A 25,513-nucleotide genomic window follows, 5' to 3' on the forward strand; every position below is an offset into this window, starting at 1 on the left:
TACTTACTGCTTATCCTCCTCTTATACATTATTTGATTATTTCAAACTTCGTGAAGTAATTTCCTGATGCAGCAGAAATTTCGGCAATATATATTCCAGGATAAAAGGAAGATATATCCAAAACGGTTTGAAGTGCATTCCGACTTGAAATGGTCTTAACCTCCGATCCTGTATTCTTAAATATCCTTATTATTAGAGGCGATTCATTCATTGGAAGCGATATGGAAATAAATTGCTGAGCAGGGTTGGGATAGATGGTAATGCCTTCGGATGATACAGTGCTATTGGTAATTCGGAAATCAGAATTGATATTCAAAATGTATTCACCGCGGGAATCCTGATTAGAACCTCTGATTCTGTTCTGTGAGGTATCTAAATTTCCATTTGTATTTGTCCATTGCTTTACAGATCCATCCTCACGGGTCATCAGTTGAGTTAAATCTTCATTCTGAGAATTGATGATTCCGTTGGCTAAAGAATATTTGTAGGACACTGAATATTTTGCTTGATCGCTACCTTCAGCACAAAAGACCCCGTAATAATAAAAGGGAGTTTGATTTAAACCCGAAGCGTAATATGGAATGGAATCTACTCTGTAAATATGCAATCCGTAAGGATTATTCTTTATTCTACCCACCATTAATTGATCTCCTGAGGCTGATGAAATTGCTAAATCTTTGCCTTTAAAATCATTGGTGTAAGCAAACTTACTGTCATCTCCAATAGGTGCACCCGAAGTCACTCTAGGTACTGAGCCTCCAATTGAACCATTTTCTGCTAGCATACTATAATCGAGTACTGTTTGGCTCGTATATGATTCATCAGCCTTCCAATAACCAATCAAGCTTACGAATGAAGAATCCACCTTTCTACACATGTATTTCCGGATATTTGTTTCACTTCTGGCTACATTCCATAATTTTATTTCATCTAAAAAACCATTACTATTTCCTTCACCCGATGGACCAATAACTCTTCCAATATTTGAAGGAGCACTTGAATGCACCAGGTTTTTTGCTTCAGAAGACCCATCTGTGGGTGCCACTGCCTGATCTATTCCATTGAAATATATATGAATATCGGTGGCAGACTTGCAAACTACTGCAATATGAGTCCACCTATCAAAGGGAATAGGCTGCACTGTTTCAACACCTCTCCTGAATTGAGAACCCGCTCCTTGGCCATTTCCAAATTCGAATCGTAATGTGCCTTGAGGCAAATAATAAACCCAAAATCCGCGGTAGGTAATTGAATCATTATCGCATGAAAAAAGTGTTGCAGAGTTAGTTAACGGATATCCCTGAAGATTAAACCAGGTTTCAAATGTGATAGGAAAATTAAGGTCATTATATACATCCCCAAGGTTGACAAAATTACCAGGCATGCCATTAAATTGAAGGGCGATTCCAGAGCCGGCAAAATTGGATTGCGATTTACCAAAAAAAATTTGCGAAACAATTAAAAAAGGTAACAGGAATACAAGCGTGGTCGTTTTCATAGTTTAATTATATTTTAAAACATATGAAGTTATATAATTCAAAACATGGATATAAATAATTCCATTATCAATATTCACCTTCGTTGTTGAAATTAAATTTCGGTATTAATCAACAAAAAAAAGGACGATTCATATGAATCGTCCCTTTTTACCATTGTATTTTCTTACTGCTGGTTCATCAACTTAATCTCTACCCGTCTGTTCTTAGCACGTCCTGCAGAAGTCTTGTTATCTGCAATTGGTGTTGTTTCGCCAAACCCATGAGAAGAGAGGCGATCTGAATTTACACCTTTGCCTATAAAGTAATTCTTAACAGATGCAGCACGACGATCTGAGAGATCCATATTCTTTACATCATTGCCTACGTTATCTGTGTGCCCGTCAATTTCCCACTTAGTATCAGGATATTGTTGCATAATTTCAGCAATAATATCCAATACAGGATATGATAGCTTGGTTATGATATCTTTTCCAGTTTGGAACTGTATTGATTTAGCACTCAGGTTAATCTTTTGAATTACTTCTGGTGGAGGAAGAGGGCAACCTGCATTGGAAGCTGGACCTGCCTGGTTAGGGCAATGATCTTTTGTATCAGGAACTCCGTCACCATCTGTATCAGGACAGCCCTGGAACTGAGCTAAGCCTTTTTGTGTAGGGCAAGCATCTTGTTTATCAGGAACGCCGTCACCATCTGTATCAGGGCAACCCTGGAATTCAGCTAATCCTTTTTGATCCGGGCACTGATCATCAATATCGGCTACCAAATCTGCATCTCTATCAGGGCATCCTTTCATGTCAACACTCCCAGCAGCGTTAGGGCACCGGTCATCTTTATCTGCAACGCCGTCTCCATCACTATCCGGGCAACCGCTTAAACTGGCTGGCCCTGCCTGATTTGGGCAAGCATCTGTTTTATCGGGAATACCATCACCATCAGCATCGGGGCATCCCATGGTAGAAGCAGGTCCTGGCTCAGTGGGACAAGCATCCGCATCATCCTCTATGCCATCCTTATCAGTGTCTTTCTTTCCAAAACGAACCGCTACCCCTGCGGAGTGGTTCAGATAACTTTGTTTTCCAATTACATCTTTATCTCCCCCAGCAATCCATTTATAGGAAGACTGAACGAAAAAACCTACGTCTTTCCAAAACCAAAAATTAAACCCAACACCGCCATCTATGTGAGGCCTGACATCTTTATCGGTGTTATCCAAATAAGTTCCGCCGCCTCCAACAAAAATATATGGAGCAAACCATGAGTTTTCATGAATTATATAACCATTGTCAAACTTGTATCTAAGGTTAAGATCACCATCAGCAAAGGCACGGGCTGATGTTGTATTTTCAAATAATTTTGTTATACGAGCGCCTCCTAACTGGAGGTCAAGAGCAAGTGAAGGATTTAATGATCTGGCTATAGTAAGCTTAGCGATGGCCGGAAGCGTATTCCAGTTCTCTGTTTTAAAAAAATCGCTGAATCCTCCAGGTTCGCTTAATCCTCCTGCACCATCCGTTTTGTTAGCGGCATTAAAATCAATGACATTCGCTCCTCCATTAATCATCCAGGGGCGCTTACTACTCTGTGCATACATGTTCTCTAAAATAAAACATGTCATCAGCACAGTCATACAAAGTATTTTGGAAACGTTTCTCATGGTAAACTGTTTTAGTTGATGTGATTGAGCGCTAATTAACGAAAATAATTTCATAGGTAGTTGGAATTTTTTTTAGTTATCAACACGTGATTTTAAATTGTTCAATTATAGAAATTGTAAAGCAATATGATTACCAATTCATTTCAAACACCGGATGTTTTAATCAATAAATATTATGTTTTATGATTATTTTCTTTATGGTTGGACGCAAATGTAAAAAAATCAGGCTTCCTTAGTTAAAGCAGCGATTAAGTTTGATTGATCTTTCGTAAACAAGTAATCTGCCATATTTTATCTTTTTCGATATTTGATTGAATATTTTTTCAATTTTCCTGTGAACAAAGCAATAAACTCAACAGTCAAACAACAAAATGCTGCCTCTTCACGGGCTGAGTTTAAACTAAGATATCCGTTAATATGGCTGACTTTATCAGTTATTATCGTGTATGCCTCAACAATAAATTTTGGCTTCACGGAACTCGACGATTCAATATTTATTCGGGATTTCCAGGAGTACAATCAAAACATTACTAATTTATTTACCTCCTTCCACAGGGGAGTTTTTGATCCAATCCAGGATACGTACTACAGGCCATTGTTCCTTGATTCAATTATTCTAAACTATCAAATAAGCGGACAGCAGATAGCACCATACCATGTATTAAATATTTTATTTCACCTGATCACTGTGCTATTGCTTTTTGTCTTGCTTCAGAAAATTAAATTAAACAGGCTCCATAGTTTTATTCTCGCGCTGTTCTTCGCCGTTCATCCTGTTTTGTCGCAAGCTGTTGCATGGATTCCCGGAAGAAACGATACCATGCTCGGTATCTTTGTGGTTGCATTCCTGGTTTTTACGATTAACTATTTTCTGAGGAGAAAACCAGGCAATCTGTTATTGTCTTTTTTCTTTTTATTAGGTGCGTTCTTTACTAAAGAAACGGCAATATTTGCTCCACCTGTTGCATTCATTCTCCTTCTATATTTGAATAAGAAGAAATGGTTAAGTAATGAAAATATTTTTCAGTACGCCACCTGGTTGCTTGCTTTTTTCATATGGTATAAAGTACGATCCGAAGCCACTATAAAAGAATCAGGTCTGCAGTCATCAATTGCGTTTGCTGAATTATTTAATCGCTTGCCCGTGATTATTCAGTATACAGGAAAAATTTTTCTTCCGTTTAACCTTAGTGTATTTCCTATACTGGTTGATACGGTAAATTATTATGGATTTATTTCAATAGCATTGGCATCGATCGCTATTTATTTTTCACGAAAAAGAGATTGGGGAATTATACTGGCAGGTATTAGTGTATTTCTGCTTTTTTTAATACCTGCATTATTAGTTCCAAATACACTTAATGATCAAACCTTTGAGCACAGATTGTACTTACCTATTATTGGAATGCTAATGGTTTTATCCCAAACAGCACTATTTCAAAATATCCGGAAAGAAAAACATTTATTAGCAGGCAGCATTATGGTAATACTTCTTTTTGCCTTTCTCAATTACCGCCATCAGCAAAGCTTTAAAGATCCGGTATCATTCTGGGCACAGGCCGTAAAAACTTCCCCTCATTCTGCATACGCAACCATGATGCTCGGTGCCCGGATTGATAATGATAGGAAAGATAAAACGGAATCAGGAATATTGATCCGGAAAGCTTATTCGCTAAATCCTAAAGAAAAGTATGTAAATTTTTATTATGGGCAAATGCTCCAAAATGAAGATTCTGTACTTTCTTCTGAAAAATTTTTTCTGGAAGAAAAAAGAATTTCAGACTATTATGAATGTGATTTCTACCTCGCCCGTGTGGCATTCGAAAAAAAAGATTTAGAACTGGCGACCAACTTATTAGAAAATTATCTATCAAAAGACCCTTCCAACGAACAAGCAAATAATAACCTATTATTATTATATCTGGAAACGGGTAAAAATGAAAAGGCGAAGGATCAGGGGAAGCGAATCCAGGAATTAGGATTTCCTGTAACCCCGGAAATCCTTCAGCGATTAGAGAAACTTTAGCTGTATAATTAACGGGACTATTTTATTCGGAAAGTATACAAGAAAAAAGCGCAGAAAATTCTGCGCTTAAATTCTAATTCCTGATCAGCTTATTACTATTCTTTCACAACTTTATAGGAAGCTTCGCCGGCAACTGTTTTTATCTTAATAAAATAAATACCGGCTGATAAGAGCTGGCTATTAATATCTATTGTTTGCTTTCCGGCAGATAACTGTGAGATATTCTGCTGTTGAACCTTTTTACCGAGGACATTATACAATTCAACTGTTAAGTCCGATTCTTTATCCAGGAAAAGATTTATTGTGAGGTTATTCTTAAATGGATTTGGAGAAATTACTTGTTCCTGATCCTGTAAATTACCTGTTGCATAATTTCTTTGCAGCGCATTATCACAATAATTTACTGCAAGAGTATTTCCGTTTTCATATATCTTAACACCCTTTACAGTTAAAGGCTTTGGAGTAGTTCCGTTATAGTTTTGTGTAATAGTTCCCGACTGTACAACCACACCCTTATGAGTATTCGTCCAGCATAATACCGTATTATCAGGAATGTTTACAAAGCTCACAGCCCTGCGGATAGTAACGTCTGCTGTGGTAGAATTCGGCATATTCCGGGGAATAAAAGTACCGTCATTTAATGTATCAGGATGAATAAACAGCTTTACTTTCCAGGATGTTTTTGAATCGTGAATACTATTATCTTCCCAATCTAAATTTCCATGAACAGTTCCGATACTGTCACCGCTCCAATATGGAGGATCGGGATTGTTAGCGCTTCCGGGATTTCCATCAATAGCTGCATTACTGAAGGCAGGAAAAGTAAGATTACTTGCAAATCGCTGTAACGGTTTCACAGCAAGCGGTGGCCATTCATTAGTTGGACCACCACTATGTCCCCTTAAATCGTAAAAGTACTGTCCCCCTTCATGGGTCTGGTCTACGGTTTTATAGAAACCTATTTTATCCTCCCAGCAAACATTATCGTCCTCTTTTCCATTAAGCCCTTCTAACCATGGAAGGGAGATATTCTTGTAATACGTAAATACATTATTCATATTAGTTAAATCATAAATGTTCCAATAAACATTACCACCCGGATCTTTTGGTACATCAGTAGGCAGGTTCGTTTTGTTGTGATCTCCCCAATACGCATTTGTTGCTTCTCTTCCGGCACTTCCGGTATTGTATTTACAAACCGGGTTATCATCATCAGGTGCATCGAGATTAAATTTACCATCAGTACAGCTTCCTGCAGCAAACATAGTGGGATTAAGTACCGAATTAATTAAGACTCCCGAACAACCTTGCGATTCACCTAGTAAATAACAACGGTTGGTATTGATAGTCTGCGGAAAGGTTTGCTGGATCCAGTCAAATTCCCAATGGATACGGTGATACGTATAGGCTTTCACAGTTCCAGAGGTGGGTGGTGTAGATTTTTTAGTAATAGTATAGATATCTATCTTATTATCGTAACCCAGCCATCTGGTATTATCGCCTGCAATATCAATAGTGAAAGCCGGGATCCAGTCATCAAAAGAAATTTTCCATGTGTTGTCCAGCTTGGTAGCCAGCGCATCTAAAATGAAGTTGCCATTGCCTCCATGAAATTTTATAAAACAATCATTCATTCCGCCAACCGGTCCGCTCTTAATAATACCAAAGTGGAAAACAAGGCAACCTTCATTGGTCATTTCCGGATATGATCCAACCGCTACATTACTTCCGTAGTGAGCATAAACATCGATCATTTCATTATCCCGATCAGAATACGGAACTGTTTCATAATGATAGGCCCGTATGGGATCAAGATGCTGTTTGGTTGAATTCCTGGTAGCATTAGCCCCCGGCTTAACCACCCAATTAGGTTTTGTTTTTCCAAAATTACACCGTACGGCAAAATATAATGGCTGATTATCTACCGTGCAATTCATCACGAACATATTCTGCGTTGGGGTTAAAAAGGTAAGGGGATTATCGTTTACTATTAAGTAATGAAGCACTCCCTGAGGATCGCTAAACGATAGGCGGTAATCAAACCCAAAATCGTTCATAACCCTGCCTAAATAATTAGAAGTCCGGATATTGCTGGAATCGATCGGAACCGTATTAGAATACACATAGTAAAAGCCGGTATCTGCAGCAGGAATATTCTCCCAGATGATAAAAATTTGGCCATCGTGGTAAGAAGCATTCAGGTTGGTAACGTAATCGGCCTTTACAAGAATAACATTGAAAAAAAGCAATAGAGGAATGAGGGGACGTTTAATTTTCATAAAAAATGGGAAGGTTAAAGTGAGGTATTTTGGGAAGGTTAAAGTGAGGTATTTAATGGGCAAAGAAACGGTATTACAGGAAATTCAGCAAATCAAATCTCTTCTTATGATAGTGCGAAACCTTGAAAAAGTGCTAAATCTTACCTGTATTTTAAGCTACTTACGCAGTTGCAGATGCTTCTACCATGACAGATGCACGTGTAAATTCTTCTACCTTGCTTACCATTTCCTTGGATCCCATAAATACTGGAGATCGCTGATGAAGCTCTGTAGGCTCAATATCCAATATTCTTATTTGACCATTGGTAGCTTTTCCTCCTGCTTGTTCTACAATAAATGCCATGGGAAAGCATTCATATAGCAACCTTAATTTCCCCTTCGGTGAACTTCTGGTAGCAGGATACATAAAAATACCACCGTACATGAGGTTGCGATGGATGTCCCCAACAAGTGATCCGATATAGCGCAAGGAATAAGGACGATTGCTCAACCTGTCCTCAGATTGACAGAATGTAATATATTCCTTAATAGGCTGGTCAAATTTTAAAAAGTTTCCCTGATTTACGGAATATATTTTCCCTTTATCCGGGGTTTTAATATCCGGATGAGAAAGACAGAATTCACCGATGGATGGATCAAGAGTAAAACCATTTACCCCGTTTCCCGTAGTGTAAACCATCATTGTGGAAGATCCGTAAATAATATACCCGGCTGCTACCTGACGCGAACCTCTTTGAAGAAAATCTTCGGAAGTACATGGCCCGAAAAATGACTGACGCCTGTATATACTGAAGATGGTTCCGATTGCAACGTTTACATCAATATTTGAAGAGCCATCGAGCGGATCCAGTGTAACCACATATTTAGCATTCCGTGATTCCTCTCCTGTTATAGGTGTATATTTTTCAAGTTCCTCAGAAGCAAGCCCGCAACATTCACCGCTTACCTGTAACGCCGAAATAAATTGTTCGTTAGCAAAGATATCGAGCTTCTTTACCTCATCGCCGGTAGAATTGTTTATTCCTGTTGTACCAAGGATATCTACGAGGCCGGCCTTATTCACTTCACGATTTACAATTTTAGCTGCAAATCCAATATCGCGCAGTAAGCCACTCAATTCACCCGATGCAAACGGAAAATCTTTTTCCCGTTGAAAAATGAATTCATCAAGCGTAATTACTTTACGAAGACTTTTCATGAGAAGAAAACAGTTTTAGATCAATAAAAAACGATTCCTTTGATTGAAGGAATCGCATCTGTTTAGGCAAATATAACAAAAGAGTGATTTGATTGCTTAAAAAATATAGACCCGTAGAGTGGCTTCAAATCCATTTGTATAATTATGATCGCAGGAAAATTATTTTTTTTTATCCGGCTAAATTCCTTCCATTTGTAAAAATTATTCAAAATATTAAATGCTATAGCAATCTGAAATATGTTTGTCTCACAACAAGCATAATAAACCGGAATAAAAAAATTTTTATTATTAAAAGTGTTACTATGAAATTTGTTTTTTACTGCAATTATCTTTTCTTATCCCTGCTATGTATCCATTCTGACGCTCAACCTTTAATATCCAAGCAGGTTACGAATGACTCATTCGGGATTATGCCGGGAATTATCTCCCCTCTTTCTGACCAGCGTCATTTTTTGCTTACCGGACAAATGCTCGCGAAAGTCGATGATCATTTAAATCCGGTGTGGAGCACCTTTCTTACGGATAGCACACCCAATACAAGTGGACTTATTTTTTTAGAACATGGCATTCAGCTCACAGATGGTTCCATCATCGTTTGCGGATACGAGCTTCACGGGCGCTATGGTTATGCTTTACTTATAAAAATTGATGATAATGGAAATATTATTTGGACTAAAACCTATAAGCGGGATGGTAAGAACACAGGAATGCAGCCTTTCTATATTGATCAGCTTCCAAATAGCAACATAGTCATATTGGGACACTCCGGAGAAGGCCGTTCTCATGGAGATCGGTTAATGTGGCTTGAAACCGATACGGTAGGTACTATGCTTCAGTTTCGCGAGATTTATTCTACCGGTAAAAGCTATACGCCAGTTAATATATTTGCTCAACCCGATAACAGCAGTATAATTGCTGCGTACTATGGCAATTTCCATGCTGAAGAAGGTACGGTTTTTCCCTATTTATTGCATCTTGATCAATATGGAAATGTGATTCAGTGGAGAGGGTATGGCTTTGATTTTTCAGCTTCCATGACTGATTGTATTCAGCTCAATAACGGAGGGTTCCGAATGATTGGATTGACCACCCATGCTGCTTATCTAATGGAAGTGGATTCTTCGTTGAACTTTAAATGGATAAAGACATATCCGGACTCTCTTAAAAGCAATATTTTTCAATCAAATGGATTTCAGAGTCTACAAAATTTAACCGATGGCAGTTCGCTCATAGCTGGCAGCTATCCAATTGACTCGTTTACTTCTCTGCCTTTTTATATGAGAACTGATTCCAGTGGCAATGTTATATATGCACATGTACTAAATCCTGATTCCATTTCAACAGGGTACATCAATGGCTGCCTCGGATACGATCATCCCGTCCTGCTGTCAGAGGAATTATTTACCAATTTTGAAGGAAATAAAGTGGTACTGTCAACTATTGATGCCTCTGGAGTTTCTGCATGTCCGTTTATTCCTGTTTCGATCAACCCTTCAGAATCCTCATTATCTTTTATACTTGATTCTGCCCGAACTGAAATTTCTGTTACAGCCTCCTTGCTAAACAATACCTACAACAGCGTTTTGCTTGGAACGTATACTGATCTTTGCGAACAGGTCTTTACAAGCTCCAATTCAGTTGTTGCGAATAGTCATTTAAATTTATTTCCGAACCCTGCTACAGATGAGGTTACTATAGAAATACCGGACGGTGTTAATTATACAACGCTTTTCATCTATAATGCTTCGGGATTGAATCTTGTAAAGCAGATTATAACTCCAGCCTCCGGGCTGACTATAAATACTTCTTCTTTTTCATCGGGATTGTATGCAGTCATCCTTCGAAAAAATGATGGGAGCTTTATTTCTTCAAAATTTTTAAAAAAATAGTAGCGTCCTTGGAGCAATGGTTTAATATTCGGGATTTATTATTGAAGCAGAACTACCTTATATCTATAATTTTTCCTGCATCCTCGATCTCAACTATAAAATACCTCTGATCATATTCGCGGTTTCAAAAGTATGCTCGTTAGACGTAATTATTTAATGGGCCGGCCACCATAAATATGGGCAGTACCGGACTCCTCCTTAAATAATTATCTTCGCCGATATGAAAAATATCAGGATTTTGGCTGTTAAATCGGAAATTGGCGCAGGTACACGCGGGGCAAGTCTTGGATTTGATGCCATTAAAATTGCAGCTCTTGATTTTGGGAGCACATTCTTTAAGCAATATCCCGAAGTAAAAATTGAAGACGAAAATGACATGATCCTCGAATCATCCCGCTCGCTGCATGCGCGGCGTGGAAAAGGAATAATAACGGTGTGTGAACGCGTAAGCCAGGCGGTAGAGCAGACACTTCGTGAAGAAAATTTTCCTATTGTGATAGCAGGAGACCATTCAAGTGCTGCCGGCACCATTGCTGGTATTAAGGCCGCTAACCCACAGGCACGGATAGGCGTAATCTGGATAGACGCGCATTCTGATCTCCATTCTATTTATACTACTCCTTCCGGAAATATGCACGGCATGCCACTCGCTATTTCTCTAGCTGAAGACAACCTTACTCAAAGAATAAACAATCCCGATCCGGGAACCGTAGAATTATGGGATCAGTTAAAAAATCTGAATGGCATATCGCCTAAAATACGATATGAAAACCTGGTCTTCGTTTCTGTACGCGATACAGAACCGCAGGAAGACTATATTATTCGTCAGCACAAAATGAAGATTTTTTCAACTGATGAGATTAATAATTTTGGTATAGATAAAATTGCCAGAGAAATTTTGACAGCTGTGGAACCGTGCGATGTAGTCTACATTTCTTTTGATGTAGACTCAATGGATCCAACCATTTCACGGGGCACCGGAACACCGGCTCCTAATGGTATCACAGAGAAACAGGCAGCTGCATTGCTTCAAAGATTAATGCAAAGTCCCAAGGTCTGTTGTTTCGAAATTACAGAAGTGAATCCCACCCTTGATAAAGAAAATTTAATGGCTGAAAATGTATTTGAGATTTTATTAAAGGTGACCAATCAGCTCATGAATGATTAAATGAATTCTAAGGACAGATTGCATTCAGCTCATATTTAGATGGAACCTATTTTAAAGGAAAAAACTGCTCAAGCAGTTCAGAAATTATATAATCAGGATATTTCCCCTCAGGAGGTTTTGGTTAACCTGCCTCCAAAAGACTTTCCATATGATTTTACGGTTGTCGTTTTTCCATTTTCAAAAATTTCGAAAAAATCTCCTGATCAAACAGCAAAAGAAATCGGTGAAGAATTAAAATCATCCATGAACCAATTGGCATCTTATGAAGCCATTAAAGGGTTTTTAAATCTAAGGTTGAAAGATGAATATTGGATTGAATTCTTAGTAAATAATTCGCGAAATAATTCCTTTGGTTCTTCGCCACTCAACGGAGAAAAAATAATGATTGAATACTGTGGCCCCAATACTAACAAGCCGCTGCATTTCGGGCATCTAAGGAATATTTTTCTTGGTTATTCCATGAGCCGGATTCTAAAAGCAGCGGGCTATGAGGTGGTTAAAGTAAATATCTATAACGACCGTGGTGTTCACATCTGCAAATCAATGCTTGCCTACCAGAAATATGGTAACCACGAAACTCCGGAAAGCAGTGGTGAAAAGGGTGATCACCTTGTAGGCGAATACTATGTTCGTTTCGAAAAAGAGCTTAAAGAACAAGTTGCCTCCTTAATAAAAGAAGATTTTTCCCAAGATGGGGCAAAAAAAATGGCGCCGCTAAATATTGAAATCAGGGAAATGCTTTTAAAATGGGAAAATGGCGATGCAGAGGTAAGGACCTTATGGCAAACCATGAATCAATGGGTTTACCAGGGATTTGAACAAACCTACAAAGCATTGGGTGTCGATTTCGATGATTATTATTATGAATCAGAAACGTACCTGGCAGGAAAGGAAGTGGTAGAAGAAGGCCTGATGAAAGAGCTATTTTTTAAAAAACCGGACGGCTCAGTTTGGGTTGATTTAACCGCAGATGGACTGGATGAGAAGTTGCTGTTGCGCGCCGATGGAACTTCAGTGTATATAACCCAGGATCTCGGAACGGCAGATATGCGCTATAGTAAGTACAAGATCGGCAACATGATCTACACCGTAGCAAATGAGCAGGATTATCATTTTAAGGTTTTAAAACTAGTTTGCAAAAAATTAAGAAGACCTTATGCTGACAGTATTTATCACCTTTCTTATGGATTGGTCGATCTTCCCACCGGCAGGATGAAGACACGGGAAGGCACTGTAGTAGATGCAGATGATACTGTAGAAGAGATGATTACTACTGCAGAGGAAAAAACAAAAGAGGTAGGGAAAATTGAAAACTTTTCAGAAGAAGAATTAAAGCAACTCTATAGAATACTTGGATTAGGTGCATTAAAATTTTTTCTTTTAAAGGTGGACCCAAAAAAGAAAATGATTTTCAGCCCGGAAGAATCTATAGACTTTCATGGGTTTACAGGTCCCTTTATACAATACACTTATGCGCGCATAAAATCAGTATTGAGAAAAGCAGCTTCGATGAGTCTTTCACCCGAGTCTTTTTCAGATTTAAAAACGCTTCAACCGCAGGAGCGGCAGCTTATTTTGCAATTGCAACAATATCCTTCAGTGGTAAAAGAGGCAGCAAACAAATACGAGCCCTCCATTATAGCAAACTACCTATACCATTTAGCTAAAAGCTATAACGGGTTTTATGCCGAATTACCAATTCTCAATGCAGAGGATGATACTGCCCGTGCCTTCCGTTTGAATTTATCATCATTCATTGCCTCTGTCATTTCAAAGGGAATGTTTCTCCTGGGAATTGATGTTCCTGAAAGGATGTGAGGTATAACTTCCTGTGTTAATAAAATTAAAGTCGTTTCAAATACATTCAGAATTAAGGCACTTATATTGTTATCAGATTAAATCCTTACTCTTAAAAATCAGCCATGAGAATTATTACACTCTTTTTGCTCTTTTCAATTTTTCTTAGTTCCTGTTCCGTAGTTTCAGGAATTTTTAATGCAGGTATGGGCTTTGGAATTTTTATTGTGATCCTGGTGCTTGTGCTTATAGTCTGGCTCTTCATGCGATCCAATAAAAGATAATGATCCGCAAGAATTAGAACAGATCGTGACTTAAGGTATAAGATTACAGGAAAGCACTGCCCGAAGCTTCAATTCTCTGACCGTTAATCCAACGCGACTCTTCGGAACATAAAAAAGCAATGATGCCTCCAATGTCATCCGCTTCCCCTACTCTTCCCAAAGCGGTCTGAGAGGCAATAAAATTTTTTATTTGCGGGTTGCTCCTTATAACCGCATTATTGAAGTCTGTTTCAATGGCTCCCGGCGCTAGTACATTCACTCTTATCCCTCTGGAGCCTACTTCTTTTGCAAGATATTTAGTAAAAATCTCTATAGCACCCTTCATAGATGCGTAAATAGAATAACCGGCATTAGAATATCGGGTAGTACCACTTGAAATATTAATTATACTGCCGTTGTCAGTAATGAAGGGCAAAGATTTTTGAGTTAAGAAATAAACACCTTTAAAATGGACGTTCATTAAGCTGTCAAAATCATCCTCTGTTGCCTGTGCAAAAGGTATAGTGGCACCAAATCCTGCATTATTAATAAGGAAATCAAACTTGTCCTTTTTCCACTTCTCTTTTATAGTTTGTCGAAAGGTTTTGTATGAAATTGTCAAAAGACTTTACGTTTGATACATCCAGTTGAAATGCCATCGCTTTCTGCCCCATTTTTTCTATTTCAGCAACTGTTAAAACTGCTTCTTCTTTTTTGGTATGATAAGTTATGATGACGTCATTACCTTTTTCAGCCAAGCGTAATGCAGCATTTTTTCCAAGGCCACGGCTTCCCCCGGTTACTAAAGCTATTTTCGGTTCCATATTTCTAATGGATTTTAGCAAAGATGCAAACAATGTTTTTTTGGAAAAATCACATAACAGAAGAAAGGGTATTTTAATTTTTTTTTATAGTTTTACCCTATTCACCAAATAAAAAGGAGGTATTCATGCATTCTAAAAATAAGTCGTGGACACCTTCGGTTACTAAGTAGCCGAATGTTCATTGAATGACCAATGGTCAGAAACCGTCTCAGAAATGAGGCGGTTTTTTTATTTACAGGTAACGCAGTTCGAGTTTGGGATAGCTAACAATTGTTATGGCTTAATATCTTTATTATCTTCATTATCTTCCCCAGAAACCTATTTCGTACTGTATCTTTACAAAATCTTAATTCCGGCTTATATATGGTTAGACTCCAAAATGGCGATCATATTCAGGTCTTACCATTTGTTATAAGCAAATAAAGTATCGTCTTCTCTATAAGCCTGTGTAGAAATTCTATGCAGGTTTTTTTTCCATTTAAAGATCCCGCTTCAATTTCCATTGTTTTTCAAGCATAACAGCCTTTAAATCTAATAGCCCTATAAATTCTAATATATCGAATATTATCTAATCCATTTATTATCAACATCCTGTGGCTTTACTCCTGTTTGAAAGTCAACGAATATTGTGGCAGGTATTACCATAAGTGTGTATTCCTATCGCCAATTTCAAAATCATTGAAGGAATTCATCAGCTTAAATTCTTTTTCTAAATCAGTATTGCCCAATAATCAGATCATAAAAAGCAGGAGATCAGTGGGATGCTGATTTTGTTTAGACGGCATGGTTTATTAGTCCCATATTTCAGGACCGATGGCCCAATTGTTGAGAAATTTGTGCGCAGATGATTCCGCGACTGTCTTGCAGAGTCGTAAATTTTACCTATTCCATATGAACTTTACTTCAACTCATAATCCTTTTGCGAGTTTTTGGATGGCGGGTTTTGAATGTGCCGATCACTTAAATGCCTTTGGGAACCGCATAGATTTATTGAAATTAACGGATCACCTGTCATTAATTAATGAAGACTACCAAAGGCTTTCGCAATTTAATATCAAGTCAGTGCGCGAAGGAATTCGCTGGAGCCAGATAGAAAAACAACCTTATCATTATGATTGGAGCGAGGTGGCTCAAATGATTAAGTTTGGTAAACAAAATAATATTCAACAAATCTGGGATCTGTGTCATTTCGGTTTCCCTGATGACTTAACCCCGCTTCATCCAATGTTTCCGCGGCGTTTTGCTGCTATGTGCAGGGCATTTATTGAATTTTATCGCTCGGTTGATAGCGAAAGCACACTTATAATAACCCCCATCAATGAAGTAAGCTTTCTATCATGGCTTGGAGGAGATGTGAGAGGTACATCACCTTATTGTGTTGACCAAGGGTGGGAAGTTAAATATCAGCTGGTAAAAGCGTATATAGAAGGTATAGAAGCTTTAAAAGAGGCTGATAATAACGTTCGGGTTTTTCTAACCGAACCATTGGTAAATGTTGTCCCACCTATTAATGCTTCATCTGAACAAATTCAGGAGGCATTAAAAGAGTATGAAAACCAATTCCAGGTATTCGATATGGTTGCAGGTTATATATGTCCCGAATTAAGAGGCAAACCGGAATATCTTGACATACTGGGACTTAATTATTATTCAAATAACCAATGGGTTTTTGGAAGAAGAGATAACCTATCATGGAAAAATGGATTAGATGATCCACGCTGGCGACCACTCAATGAAATGCTCCAGGAAGTGCACAGTCGTTATGGTCTTCCTTTAGTTTTGTCTGAAACGAGTTACCCTGGTGAAGAAAAACCACTGTGGTTAACTTCTATCGCAAAAGAATGTGCTGTTGCTATAGATAATCAAATTCCATTATGGGGGATATGCTATTATCCTGTAATTGACCGGCCCGACTGGGACCATTTAACTCCATACTGCAGATCCGGTTTGTGGGATACCGAGTTTGTTACTGGAAATGATACTCCTCAACGGATACTACATCAATCAACTGCAGAGGCTTTAATAAAAAGTCAATTAATGATTGAAAAGAGTAGCAAAAAAAATCAATTGCAATTAGCTTCTGCAATCTGAGATCACAGTTTTTGATCATTCTACTCCCGAAATGTATTTCCCTTGAACTTATACCGCTGGATTTCCGGATATACTATTCATATCGAAGGGCATCGATGGGGTCCAGGTTGGATGCTTTAACGGCAGGATAAATCCCTGACCCCAGGCCCACAATAAAGCAGAATATAAGTCCCATGATAATCCAAAACCAGGGCATCACAAAGCTTCCTCCAATTAAAAGAGAAACTCCGTTACCGGCCAGTGTACCTAAGATAATTCCAACGATGCCACCAATTTGACAGATAACAATTGCTTCCATTACAAATTGCCGGCGGATCACCTTTTTGGTAGCACCCAAAGCCTTGCTTACGCCAATTTCACGGGTACGTTCTGTAACAGAAACGAGCATAATATTCATTAATCCGGTAGCAGCGCCAATAAGAGTAATAATACCAATCACCAGGGCAGCAAAAGTGAGATAGGCTAACTGACTGTTAAGCTGTTCGATGATGGCATCACTTTTAACGCATGCAAAGTTATCGGGTTCGTCCAAACGCTGACGGCGAATATTCCGCATGAGGCCTGTTGCCTCGTCTACACCTGCCTGCACCTGGTTTACGGAGCTAACAGCCACAGCTATACCATAAGATTGATCGTAACCTATATTGTTATGAACTGCGTTTAATAAGGGAATCATTGCTGTATTATCACTGCTTGAAACACGGCTCGATCCCTTGGATCTCAGAACCCCTATCACCTTGTACCGTCTTCCGTTCATTGATACAAACTCATTAACAGGATTGCTGCTCGGTGCAAAAATTTTATCCCGGACATTTTCACCGATCACTACAACGGGGTCGCCGTTCCGGGCTTCCTGTGGCGTAAAAAATCTACCGTCTCCCATTTCATAACCTGATACATAAAGATAATTCTCATCAACCCCAACCACTCTTACATTTTGATTAGTTTTTTTTGATTCATATTTCAATACCCCCATACCCGTCACAAATCCGGAAAGTGAAACCCTTCCCGGAAAGTTAAATCGCTCCTTAAACATTACAGCCTGTTCATAGGTAATGTTAGGACTGGGTTTTTCCTCTTCATCGCCACCATCACCAAATACATCTAATCCGCGCTGTCGAATGGAAAAGGTATTGGCCCCCATGATTGACCACGTGCTGGCTAAAGAGCTTTTCAAGCTTTCGATCGAGGTGAGAATTCCTACCAAAGCCATTATGCCAAAAGCAATAATGAGCAATGTAAGTATGGTACGCAATGAATTGCTGCGAATAGCACGCATGGCAATTCTGATATTTTCAGCGTAGTTCAATCAATTTTTTTGTTTAATAAATGAACGCTAAAAATAACGAATTCTTCCGCTTCAGCGTTAAAGAAGAACAAGTCATTCTTTTTACATTTGCATTAAACCGATCTGTTATTTTGTGATTATTGAACTGTTATAAAAATTAAATTTCCGAAAATGGCATTTGATGTAGAGATGATAACGGCGCTGTATGGACAGCTTGAAGAGCGGCTTGCAAAGGTACGCTTGCTGCTGAACAGACCTATGACCTTGACAGAGAAAATACTATACTCGCACCTATCATATGCTTTTCCTTTCTCACTTTACGGAAGAGGAAAATCATACGTTGAATTTGCTCCCGACCGTGTAGCCATGCAGGATGCTACTGCCCAAATGGCTTTATTGCAATTTATGACTGCCGGAAAAGATAAAACAGCGGTTCCCACTACCGTGCATTGCGATCATTTGATCCAGGCTAAGGTGGGAGCACAACAGGATCTTCAGACTGCTCTTGAAGTAAATAAGGAAGTATACGATTTTCTTGCTTCCGTCTCCAACCGTTATGGTATTGGTTTTTGGAAACCGGGCGCAGGTATCATTCACCAGGTGGTATTGGAAAACTACGCTTTTCCCGGAGGTATGATGATAGGCACAGATTCACATACACCAAATGCGGGTGGATTAGGGATGATTGCGATTGGCGTTGGTGGTGCAGATGCGGTAGATGTGATGAGCGGCATGGGTTGGGAACTAAAATTTCCAAATCTTATCGGCGTACGCTTAACCGGAAAGATGAGTGGCTGGACTTCAGCCAAAGATGTTATTCTTAAAGTGGCGGGTGTGTTAACTGTCAAAGGAGGCACCGGTGCTATACTGGAATATTTTGGTTCCGGTGCAGAAGCTATTTCATGTACAGGCAAGGGTACTATTTGTAATATGGGTGCAGAAATCGGGGCCACCACTTCGGTATTTGCTTATGATACTAAAATGGAATCGTACCTGCGGGCAACCAATAGAAGTGAAATTGCAGATCTTGCCAATACTGTTTCGGAACACTTGCGTGCAGATCAGGACGTTTTGGTGAATCCTGAAAAATATTATGACCAGGTGATCGATATTAACCTGGATGAACTAGAGCCGCACATAAATGGACCTTACACACCTGATCTGGCTTGGCCACTTTCACAGTTCAAGGATGCTGTAATTAAAAATGAATGGCCTGAAAAATTAGAGGTAGCACTTATAGGTTCCTGTACCAATTCCTCTTATGAAGATATGACCCGCGCAGCTTCCATTGCAAGGCAGGCATCTGAAAAAAATCTGAAAGCGAAATCAGAATTTACTATTACGCCCGGTTCTGAGCAAATTCGGTACACCATTGCAAGGGATGGATTGCTGGAAAACTTTGAGCAAATGGGCGGAATGGTGCTGGCGAATGCCTGTGGTCCATGCATTGGACAATGGGCCAGGCATATGGCGGATCCTGCAAAAAAGAATTCTATACTTACTTCCTACAATAGAAATTTTGCCAAACGGAATGATGGTAATACGAGTACCCATGCTTTCGTGGCATCTCCTGAGATAGTGACGGCTTTTGCCCTTGCAGGATCACTTTTTTTTAATCCTCTTACAGATACTTTGACAAATGAAAAAGGAGAATCCATAAAATTAGAGGAACCGGAGGGAATTGAGTTGCCATTAAATGGATTTGCTGTAGAAGATGCAGGCTTTGTGCCTCCTGCTGAGGATGGAAACCTGGTAAAGGTTATTATTAGTCCTACCTCAGATCGTCTTCAATTGCTGGAATCATTTCCTGCATGGGAAGGAGCAGATTTACAAGCATTGCGTTTACTGATTAAAGCGAAAGGCAAATGCACTACTGACCATATTTCAATGGCGGGCCCCTGGTTAAAATACCGTGGACACCTCGATAATATATCGAATAACATGCTCATAGGTGCACTTAACTATTTTAATGATAAAGCAGATAACGTTAAGAGTCAGCTTACAGGGGAATACGACTCTGTACCTGCTGTTCAGCGTGCGTATAAGGCTGCTGGTATTGGAACCATTGTGGTAGGTGATGAAAATTATGGCGAAGGCTCATCCCGTGAACATGCCGCGATGGAACCGCGTCACCTCGGTGTTCGGGCAGTAGTTGTTAAATCTTTTGCACGTATTCATGAAACTAATCTAAAAAAGCAGGGCATGCTCGCACTTACTTTTTCAGATAAAAGCCATTACGATAAAATTCTTGAAGATGACCTGATAGATATTGAAGGTCTTACCACATTTGCTCCTGACCTTCCATTAACATTGGTGTTGCATCATGCCGATCAAACTTCAGAATCATTTCCAGTTCACCATACTTACAATGCAATTCAGATTGGCTGGTTTAAGGCTGGCAGTGCACTTAATTTAATTAAAGAGGCTAGTAATAAGGAATTGGTTAGCTGATCTGTTTGCTGTTTAGGTAAGATTACATTCAATATTGAATTGAATTAAGAGTAATGCTTAAACATCAATGTAAATTTACACGGGATACAGACCCTTATTATTTAAAATAAAATTATTTTTACTGATAAGACCAGAATTTTGAGAAAGTCATTATCCATTTCTTCCTTATATTTTATTTTATTCCTGTTACTAAGCCCAGCAGCGTTTGCTCAACGGAGCTCGTTGGGATTATCGTTAGGTGCTACCTCTTTTTTTGGTGATCTGGGAGGAGCAAATAATTATGGGAAACCTCTGTACCATGATTTTAATGCGCCCCTTCTGAAGCCGGCGGCCACAATAACCTATTTATTCAGCGCGAATTCCCACATTGCGTTTCGCGGTTCGTTTTCTTTTACACAGGTTTCAGGAAACGATAATTTACTCGACTCCTCAGTTTTATTTTCACCGGAATGGTTTCGATGGTATCGTAATCTCAGCTTTCGGTCAAATATCATGGAGGCAAGTGTTATTGCTGAAGTAAATATTCTTGATTATCGTCCGGGAGCAGTACGTGGTGAGCGGTGGACCCCGTATATCTTTGCAGGAATTGGAGTGTTTCATTTTAATCCACAGGCAAATTACGGTGGTACCTGGGTAGACCTTCAGCCCCTTCATACTGAAGGAGAAGGCTTTCTGAAGTATCCTGATCGTAAAAATTATAAATTAACTCAACCAGTAATTCCGGTAGGTGTTGGAATAAAATATAATTTATCAGAGCTATGGACTTTTGGTTTTGAAATCGGAACACACGTCACCTTTACTGATTATATAGATGATGTAAGCAAAACATATATTTCCAGGCAGGATTTCGATGCATTTTTTGCAGACAGCCCGGATGCTTCTGCACTTGCTTATGCACTATCCGTACGATCCGGTGAACATGATCCGGAAGGGGTGCACGGCAATATTACTGCACCCGACCAACAACGTGGGAATGCAGGGCATAACGATCAATATGTAACTGCCCAGATAACTATTGCTTATGTGTTTCCTTTAAACGGCTGGTTTAAATATTATTACCACCAATACTTCCGGTGAAATAAAGTAATAATTTGTGATAAGGGATGACTTAGCCTTTCTTATCTTCATTAAACCTATTCTTCCAGTTCGGGAAAGTATTTTTTAGGATATTCAAAAAATTTAAGCGTTCCCTTTTTTTCATCCGCTTCATCCCATTTATCTAAATTAAATTCAATTACACAAAAGCTACAGGTAGGCATATTATCGATTGATTCACCGGAAAAATAATTTGCTAATTGAGTAATGCCTGGGTTATGTCCGAATAAAACAACTCTTGAATATTTTTCAGACATTTCTTTTATAAAACTTATCCATTCTTCCAACTCCGCCAGATACAATCCGGTTGATTTTAAAATTTTTCTTTTTTTATAGCCAAGTATTTTAGCAAACTCTTTAGCAGTTGCAAAGGCCCGCACAGCCGAGCTTGAAATTAAAATTTCGGGATCAATATTTTTATCTTTAAACACCTTTGCCATAAAGGGCGCATCGTGTTCGCCTCTTTTATTTAAAGTACGATCGTGGTCATCAGCAGAATTGTCTTTCCAGCTCGATTTAGCATGGCGCACTAAGACTATTGTCTTCATTAATATTTAATATTTGATGGATGATAATTGGACTTAATTACGGTCCCGGTATTATTCCCAGGTAATCTATGTAATACCAATATGCGACCGCATATGCAACTATAGAGATGATGAGACCAAACATAAAAAAAGAATAAGCAAAGCGAAGATATTTATACTTCCTTCCCAAAACTTTTCCAAGATTATAAAGGTCGCGGATCATACTGTTATAGAGATAATCAGTATCATTCATTAACTCATTAATTCCCCATTCAAAATCCTGCTCTTTCATGTTATGGAAGTTGCCAAAAAAAAGAAGGTTGGCATGCTTCTTAATTATTTGATCCCGGCTTGATATACCACTTGTCAAACGGGGCCGTGTGGAAAGAATGGCAAACACAATTGTTCCCAGGCAAACTATTAAAAGCACTGCTGTTGGAATTATCAGGTATTTATGATCTTCAAACTTTGAAAAAAGGTTAGATACGGTGAAACCGAGAATAATGGAATTCACGCTAATCATTATGTTGGCTTTGGTATCTGCCATTCCACTGAGTTCCATGTGGTTCCTTATGGTTGTGCGAAACATGGTCTCTACACCGCGATCAGGTTTTTTTGTTTCTGCTGCCTGTTGTTTCATTTTTTTCTTTTCTTCATCTTTTGCCTCTTTCTCCTTTATTTCCCGCAGCATCTTTTGCAGCTCCACCATATGCATGTTTTTTCTTTTCTGATAGGTTAACTGACCATAGGCAGTATGGTATTTATGATGAGAAAGAAACTGCACTTCTGATTCAATCCATTCTGCATCTGAAATAAATTTGCCCTTCACCATTTCCGATTCATGGCGCAGGAAATCTGCGGTTTCGAAATAATTTTTTTGGGCAATGCCCGAAAGATCTGCGTCGCACAAGACACTTTGAAGCAGGCCCGCAGGGTTTTGAGGATACCTTGTTGCTTCAATACATTGCTTGATAATTTCAATTTTCTCAGCAGGGTACGAATGCTCTCTTAAGAAACGCTCCGCAATCTCCAGGCTGGCCTTCTCATGATCATCATAAGTTTCTACAAATCCGCAGTCATGGAACCAGGCTGAAAGCAGTACCAGTTCCGTTTCTTCCTTTGAAAGATCACAGCCTTGTGCAATATCGGTTGTAGCCTCCACCACCTCAACAGTATGATTATAATTATGGTAGAGATAGCTTGCAGGAAGTTTTTCAAGAAGTAATTGGAATACATGTTCTCCTGCCTGCTGTAGTATTGCTGATGATTTTTTTAAGCTTTTATCGCCCACAAATGAATTTTAAGATGGGCAAAGCTAAAAATTTTAAGAAGAAGGCAGATATTCCCCAATACCTGTGTAATGTAATTAGCCTCTTTCGGTTTCAGGCAGGTGAACAGTTTATAATAAAATATGCTTAATTAGTATGCACCAACTTTTTTCGAATATTGAATACCGATTTATTGTTTTACATTTTATTCATTAGATAGAAAGAGCACTCAATCTTAACTTAAGCGCTCTTTTTCTATCGTAGCTCTTTATTAATGGGTAATGATTTTGATGATTTTAATTTCCGACCCGGCTCTTATTTCTGCAAAAACTACATTAGAGACAATATTATTCAATTGTATTTCCTGCACTATTGAATTGGTTTCAAAATAATTTTTTTGAAAAACTGTTCTTCCTAAGATGTCGGACAATCTTATCTGAATATTATTCGATTTGAATGGTATCTGCAGATTAATTAAAAAATTTCCATTATTTGGATTAGGTGAAACAGATACTATAAAATCCGTTGAAACTTCGGCTTCTGCCTCCCTGCAGTTGATTACATTCACGGTAGTATCATCATTTGCAAAACATCCACCGCTTTCTGCAAGTACCGTATAGGTTCCTTCAGCATCGGTAGTGATATTAGGAATGATGGGACTTTGCGTGGATGAAGAAAAATTATTTGGACCCGACCACTTGTAGGAAGCATTAACAAATGGAACTGGCACTGCATTTAACTGGAGTGCGCTTCCCTGACATACCGAACCTGGAGCAGTGGCAGTAACTTTAAAAGGAGGGTTACAATACCCGATTTTTGCAACATAAGGATCATAGAACCCATCGGCACGTAAAGTCATTGATCCGAAGGTGGTGCTTTGTGTAAATCTGCCGCAAATAAACACATCTCCGTTCGGAACTACATCTACTCCTCTTCCTCTGTCATGGCTGGTGCCTCCTGCAGGAAAAGTAGTTATATACTTACCCGTCGTATCATATTTACAAACAAAGACATCTCTTTTTCCGGCACTTGTAAATTTATCGGTTTCAAAAGTTGCCGTTCCCTCAAATCCGCCAATCCAGTAAATATTTCCAAAAAGATCAGCAACAGCTCCGCGGTCGACATCCTCACCCTTTGATCCTACAACGCGTACCCATCGTTCGCCGCCATTCTTACTTATCTTTGCTAAAAACGGATCGAGACTTCCAAATACTGAAACGGTTACGCCTCTAAAGGTAAAGGGCGCCGTAACATATCCAACCAGATAAGGATCGCCATTATAATCAACTGCAACACCCTCGGCGTCATCAAAGGCGGGACTCGCAAATTGATATGCCCAAATGGTATTCCCTCTTGTATCAAACTTTACAAGATAATCATCGGCTTTACCATCTGTACAGGTTAAAGTGAAAGAACCGAAATGTATGGTGTTCTGAAAATATCCACCGGCATAGACACAGTTTCCAATTGAATCATATTTTATGCCTTGCATAGTTTGTATGCCTTTACCGCCAAAAGCTTCTACCCAGAGCAATGAGCCTTGAGGCGAGTACTTTGCAAAGAATATATCAGTATCACCTTGTGACACGAGTACAGTATTACCAAAGTAAGCAGTGCCGAAGAAGACTCCGGATATGTACACATTTCCTTTTTTATCAGTAGTAACAGCACGGGCCTCATCAAAGCCTGTACCTCCGCCCGAAGCTCCCCAAAGGATTTTTCCCTTGTTATCTGCCTTTATTACAAACGCATCTTCTGCACCACGAGAGATAAGGTTGCTAACCCCGGCTTTCACGGTATCGGAAAAATAACCTACCATGAAAAGATTACCACTTTTATCAATTGTTATATCGTTTCCCACATCGTCACCTGTACCTCCAAACTGGTTCATCCATTTTACATTTTTGTCGTTATCAAATTTTCCATAATAAACATCTTGTAATCCCCTTGATACCATTAGAAAACTGTCCCATTTAAATGTTTCAACGAATGACCCAACTACAAAGGCATTTGTCTTTTTATCGCAAGCTATTCCATTGGCTGCGTCGAATGAGATGCTGCCTCCTGATGTAATCCAGGAATAGGTTTGTATCTGCGCAAAAGTTTGGTTCATATATCCAATACAAATTATAAGAATGGAGGTGTAGAATTTTATCAGATTCATATTGTATTTTTTTGTTGAAAAAAATCTTTCGG

General features: G+C 38.9%; 16 protein-coding genes and 1 pseudogene. 8 read left to right on the forward strand and 9 right to left on the reverse strand.

Annotated features, from left to right (window positions below; all coding sequences use genetic code 11):
• Positions 1–28: 28 nt before the first annotated feature.
• Positions 29–1,498: a T9SS type A sorting domain-containing protein gene (locus H0W62_05720; GenBank protein MBA3648038.1), complete on the reverse strand. Its 1,470-nt coding sequence runs from the start codon at positions 1,496–1,498 to the stop codon at positions 29–31.
• Positions 1,499–1,662: 164 nt separating this feature from the next.
• Positions 1,663–3,153, reverse strand: a complete 1,491-nt coding sequence (locus H0W62_05725; protein MBA3648039.1) for an OmpA family protein — start codon at positions 3,151–3,153, stop codon at positions 1,663–1,665.
• Positions 3,154–3,487: 334 nt separating this feature from the next.
• Here H0W62_05725 and H0W62_05730 point away from each other — a divergent pair, with 334 nt between their 5' ends.
• Positions 3,488–5,179 (forward strand): glycosyltransferase family 39 protein, encoded by a 1,692-nt coding sequence (locus tag H0W62_05730; GenBank protein ID MBA3648040.1) that lies wholly within the window; start codon positions 3,488–3,490, stop codon positions 5,177–5,179.
• Between the two features lie 95 nt (positions 5,180–5,274).
• Here H0W62_05730 and H0W62_05735 read toward each other — a convergent pair whose 3' ends face one another.
• Both H0W62_05735 and fbp read right to left on the reverse strand, forming a co-directional pair.
• Positions 5,275–7,458 (reverse strand): T9SS type A sorting domain-containing protein, encoded by a 2,184-nt coding sequence (locus H0W62_05735; GenBank protein MBA3648041.1) that lies wholly within the window; start codon positions 7,456–7,458, stop codon positions 5,275–5,277.
• Positions 7,459–7,618: 160 nt separating this feature from the next.
• On the reverse strand, positions 7,619–8,656 hold the full coding sequence (gene fbp / locus H0W62_05740) for a class 1 fructose-bisphosphatase (protein MBA3648042.1): 1,038 nt from the start codon (positions 8,654–8,656) through the stop codon (positions 7,619–7,621).
• Between the two features lie 302 nt (positions 8,657–8,958).
• Between fbp and H0W62_05745 the strand changes: the two genes are divergently transcribed.
• From H0W62_05745 to H0W62_05760, 4 genes are all read left to right on the forward strand, one after another.
• Positions 8,959–10,545: a T9SS type A sorting domain-containing protein gene (locus H0W62_05745; GenBank protein MBA3648043.1), complete on the forward strand. Its 1,587-nt coding sequence runs from the start codon at positions 8,959–8,961 to the stop codon at positions 10,543–10,545.
• A gap of 220 nt (positions 10,546–10,765) precedes the next feature.
• Positions 10,766–11,713 carry an arginase gene (locus tag H0W62_05750; GenBank protein ID MBA3648044.1) on the forward strand — a complete coding sequence of 316 codons (948 nt, stop codon included), beginning with the start codon at positions 10,766–10,768 and terminating at the stop codon, positions 11,711–11,713.
• A 39-nt stretch (positions 11,714–11,752) separates the two neighbouring features.
• A complete protein-coding gene (locus tag H0W62_05755) occupies positions 11,753–13,531 on the forward strand; it encodes an arginine--tRNA ligase (protein MBA3648045.1) in 1,779 nt (592 codons plus the stop codon).
• A gap of 104 nt (positions 13,532–13,635) precedes the next feature.
• The gene (locus tag H0W62_05760; GenBank protein ID MBA3648046.1) at positions 13,636–13,794 is read left to right on the forward strand and encodes a hypothetical protein; all 159 of its coding nucleotides are present in this window, start codon (positions 13,636–13,638) and stop codon (positions 13,792–13,794) included.
• A 43-nt stretch (positions 13,795–13,837) separates the two neighbouring features.
• Here the strand turns inward: H0W62_05760 and H0W62_05765 are convergent.
• Positions 13,838–14,597: pseudogene (locus H0W62_05765) on the reverse strand (SDR family oxidoreductase).
• A gap of 891 nt (positions 14,598–15,488) precedes the next feature.
• Here H0W62_05765 and H0W62_05770 point away from each other — a divergent pair.
• Complete coding sequence (locus H0W62_05770) at positions 15,489–16,688, forward strand: amine oxidase (GenBank protein ID MBA3648047.1); 1,200 nt, start codon at positions 15,489–15,491, stop codon at positions 16,686–16,688.
• Between the two features lie 73 nt (positions 16,689–16,761).
• Here the strand turns inward: H0W62_05770 and H0W62_05775 are convergent, their stop codons facing one another.
• On the reverse strand, positions 16,762–17,997 hold the full coding sequence (locus H0W62_05775; protein ID MBA3648048.1) for an ABC transporter permease: 1,236 nt from the start codon (positions 17,995–17,997) through the stop codon (positions 16,762–16,764).
• Between the two features lie 150 nt (positions 17,998–18,147).
• Between H0W62_05775 and H0W62_05780 the strand changes: the two genes are divergently transcribed.
• Positions 18,148–20,427 carry an aconitate hydratase gene (locus H0W62_05780; protein MBA3648049.1) on the forward strand — a complete coding sequence of 760 codons (2,280 nt, stop codon included), beginning with the start codon at positions 18,148–18,150 and terminating at the stop codon, positions 20,425–20,427.
• Between the two features lie 138 nt (positions 20,428–20,565).
• Positions 20,566–21,504 (forward strand): hypothetical protein, encoded by a 939-nt coding sequence (locus tag H0W62_05785; GenBank protein ID MBA3648050.1) that lies wholly within the window; start codon positions 20,566–20,568, stop codon positions 21,502–21,504.
• A gap of 56 nt (positions 21,505–21,560) precedes the next feature.
• On the opposite strand, the gene H0W62_05790 is transcribed toward H0W62_05785, so the two are convergent.
• The 3 genes from H0W62_05790 to H0W62_05800 all read right to left on the reverse strand — a co-directional run bounded on the left by H0W62_05790 (position 21,561) and on the right by H0W62_05800 (position 25,481).
• Positions 21,561–22,070 carry a histidine phosphatase family protein gene (locus tag H0W62_05790; GenBank protein MBA3648051.1) on the reverse strand — a complete coding sequence of 170 codons (510 nt, stop codon included), beginning with the start codon at positions 22,068–22,070 and terminating at the stop codon, positions 21,561–21,563.
• A 37-nt stretch (positions 22,071–22,107) separates the two neighbouring features.
• On the reverse strand, positions 22,108–23,340 hold the full coding sequence (locus H0W62_05795; GenBank protein MBA3648052.1) for an HD domain-containing protein: 1,233 nt from the start codon (positions 23,338–23,340) through the stop codon (positions 22,108–22,110).
• 248 nt (positions 23,341–23,588) lie between these two features.
• Entirely contained in the window at positions 23,589–25,481 is a 1,893-nt protein-coding gene (locus H0W62_05800; GenBank protein ID MBA3648053.1) for an SBBP repeat-containing protein, read from the reverse strand.
• Positions 25,482–25,513: the final 32 nt, after the last annotated feature.

This window comes from Chitinophagales bacterium, from assembly GCA_013816805.1.
Lineage (GTDB): Bacteria > Bacteroidota > Bacteroidia > Chitinophagales > UBA10324 > MGR-bin340.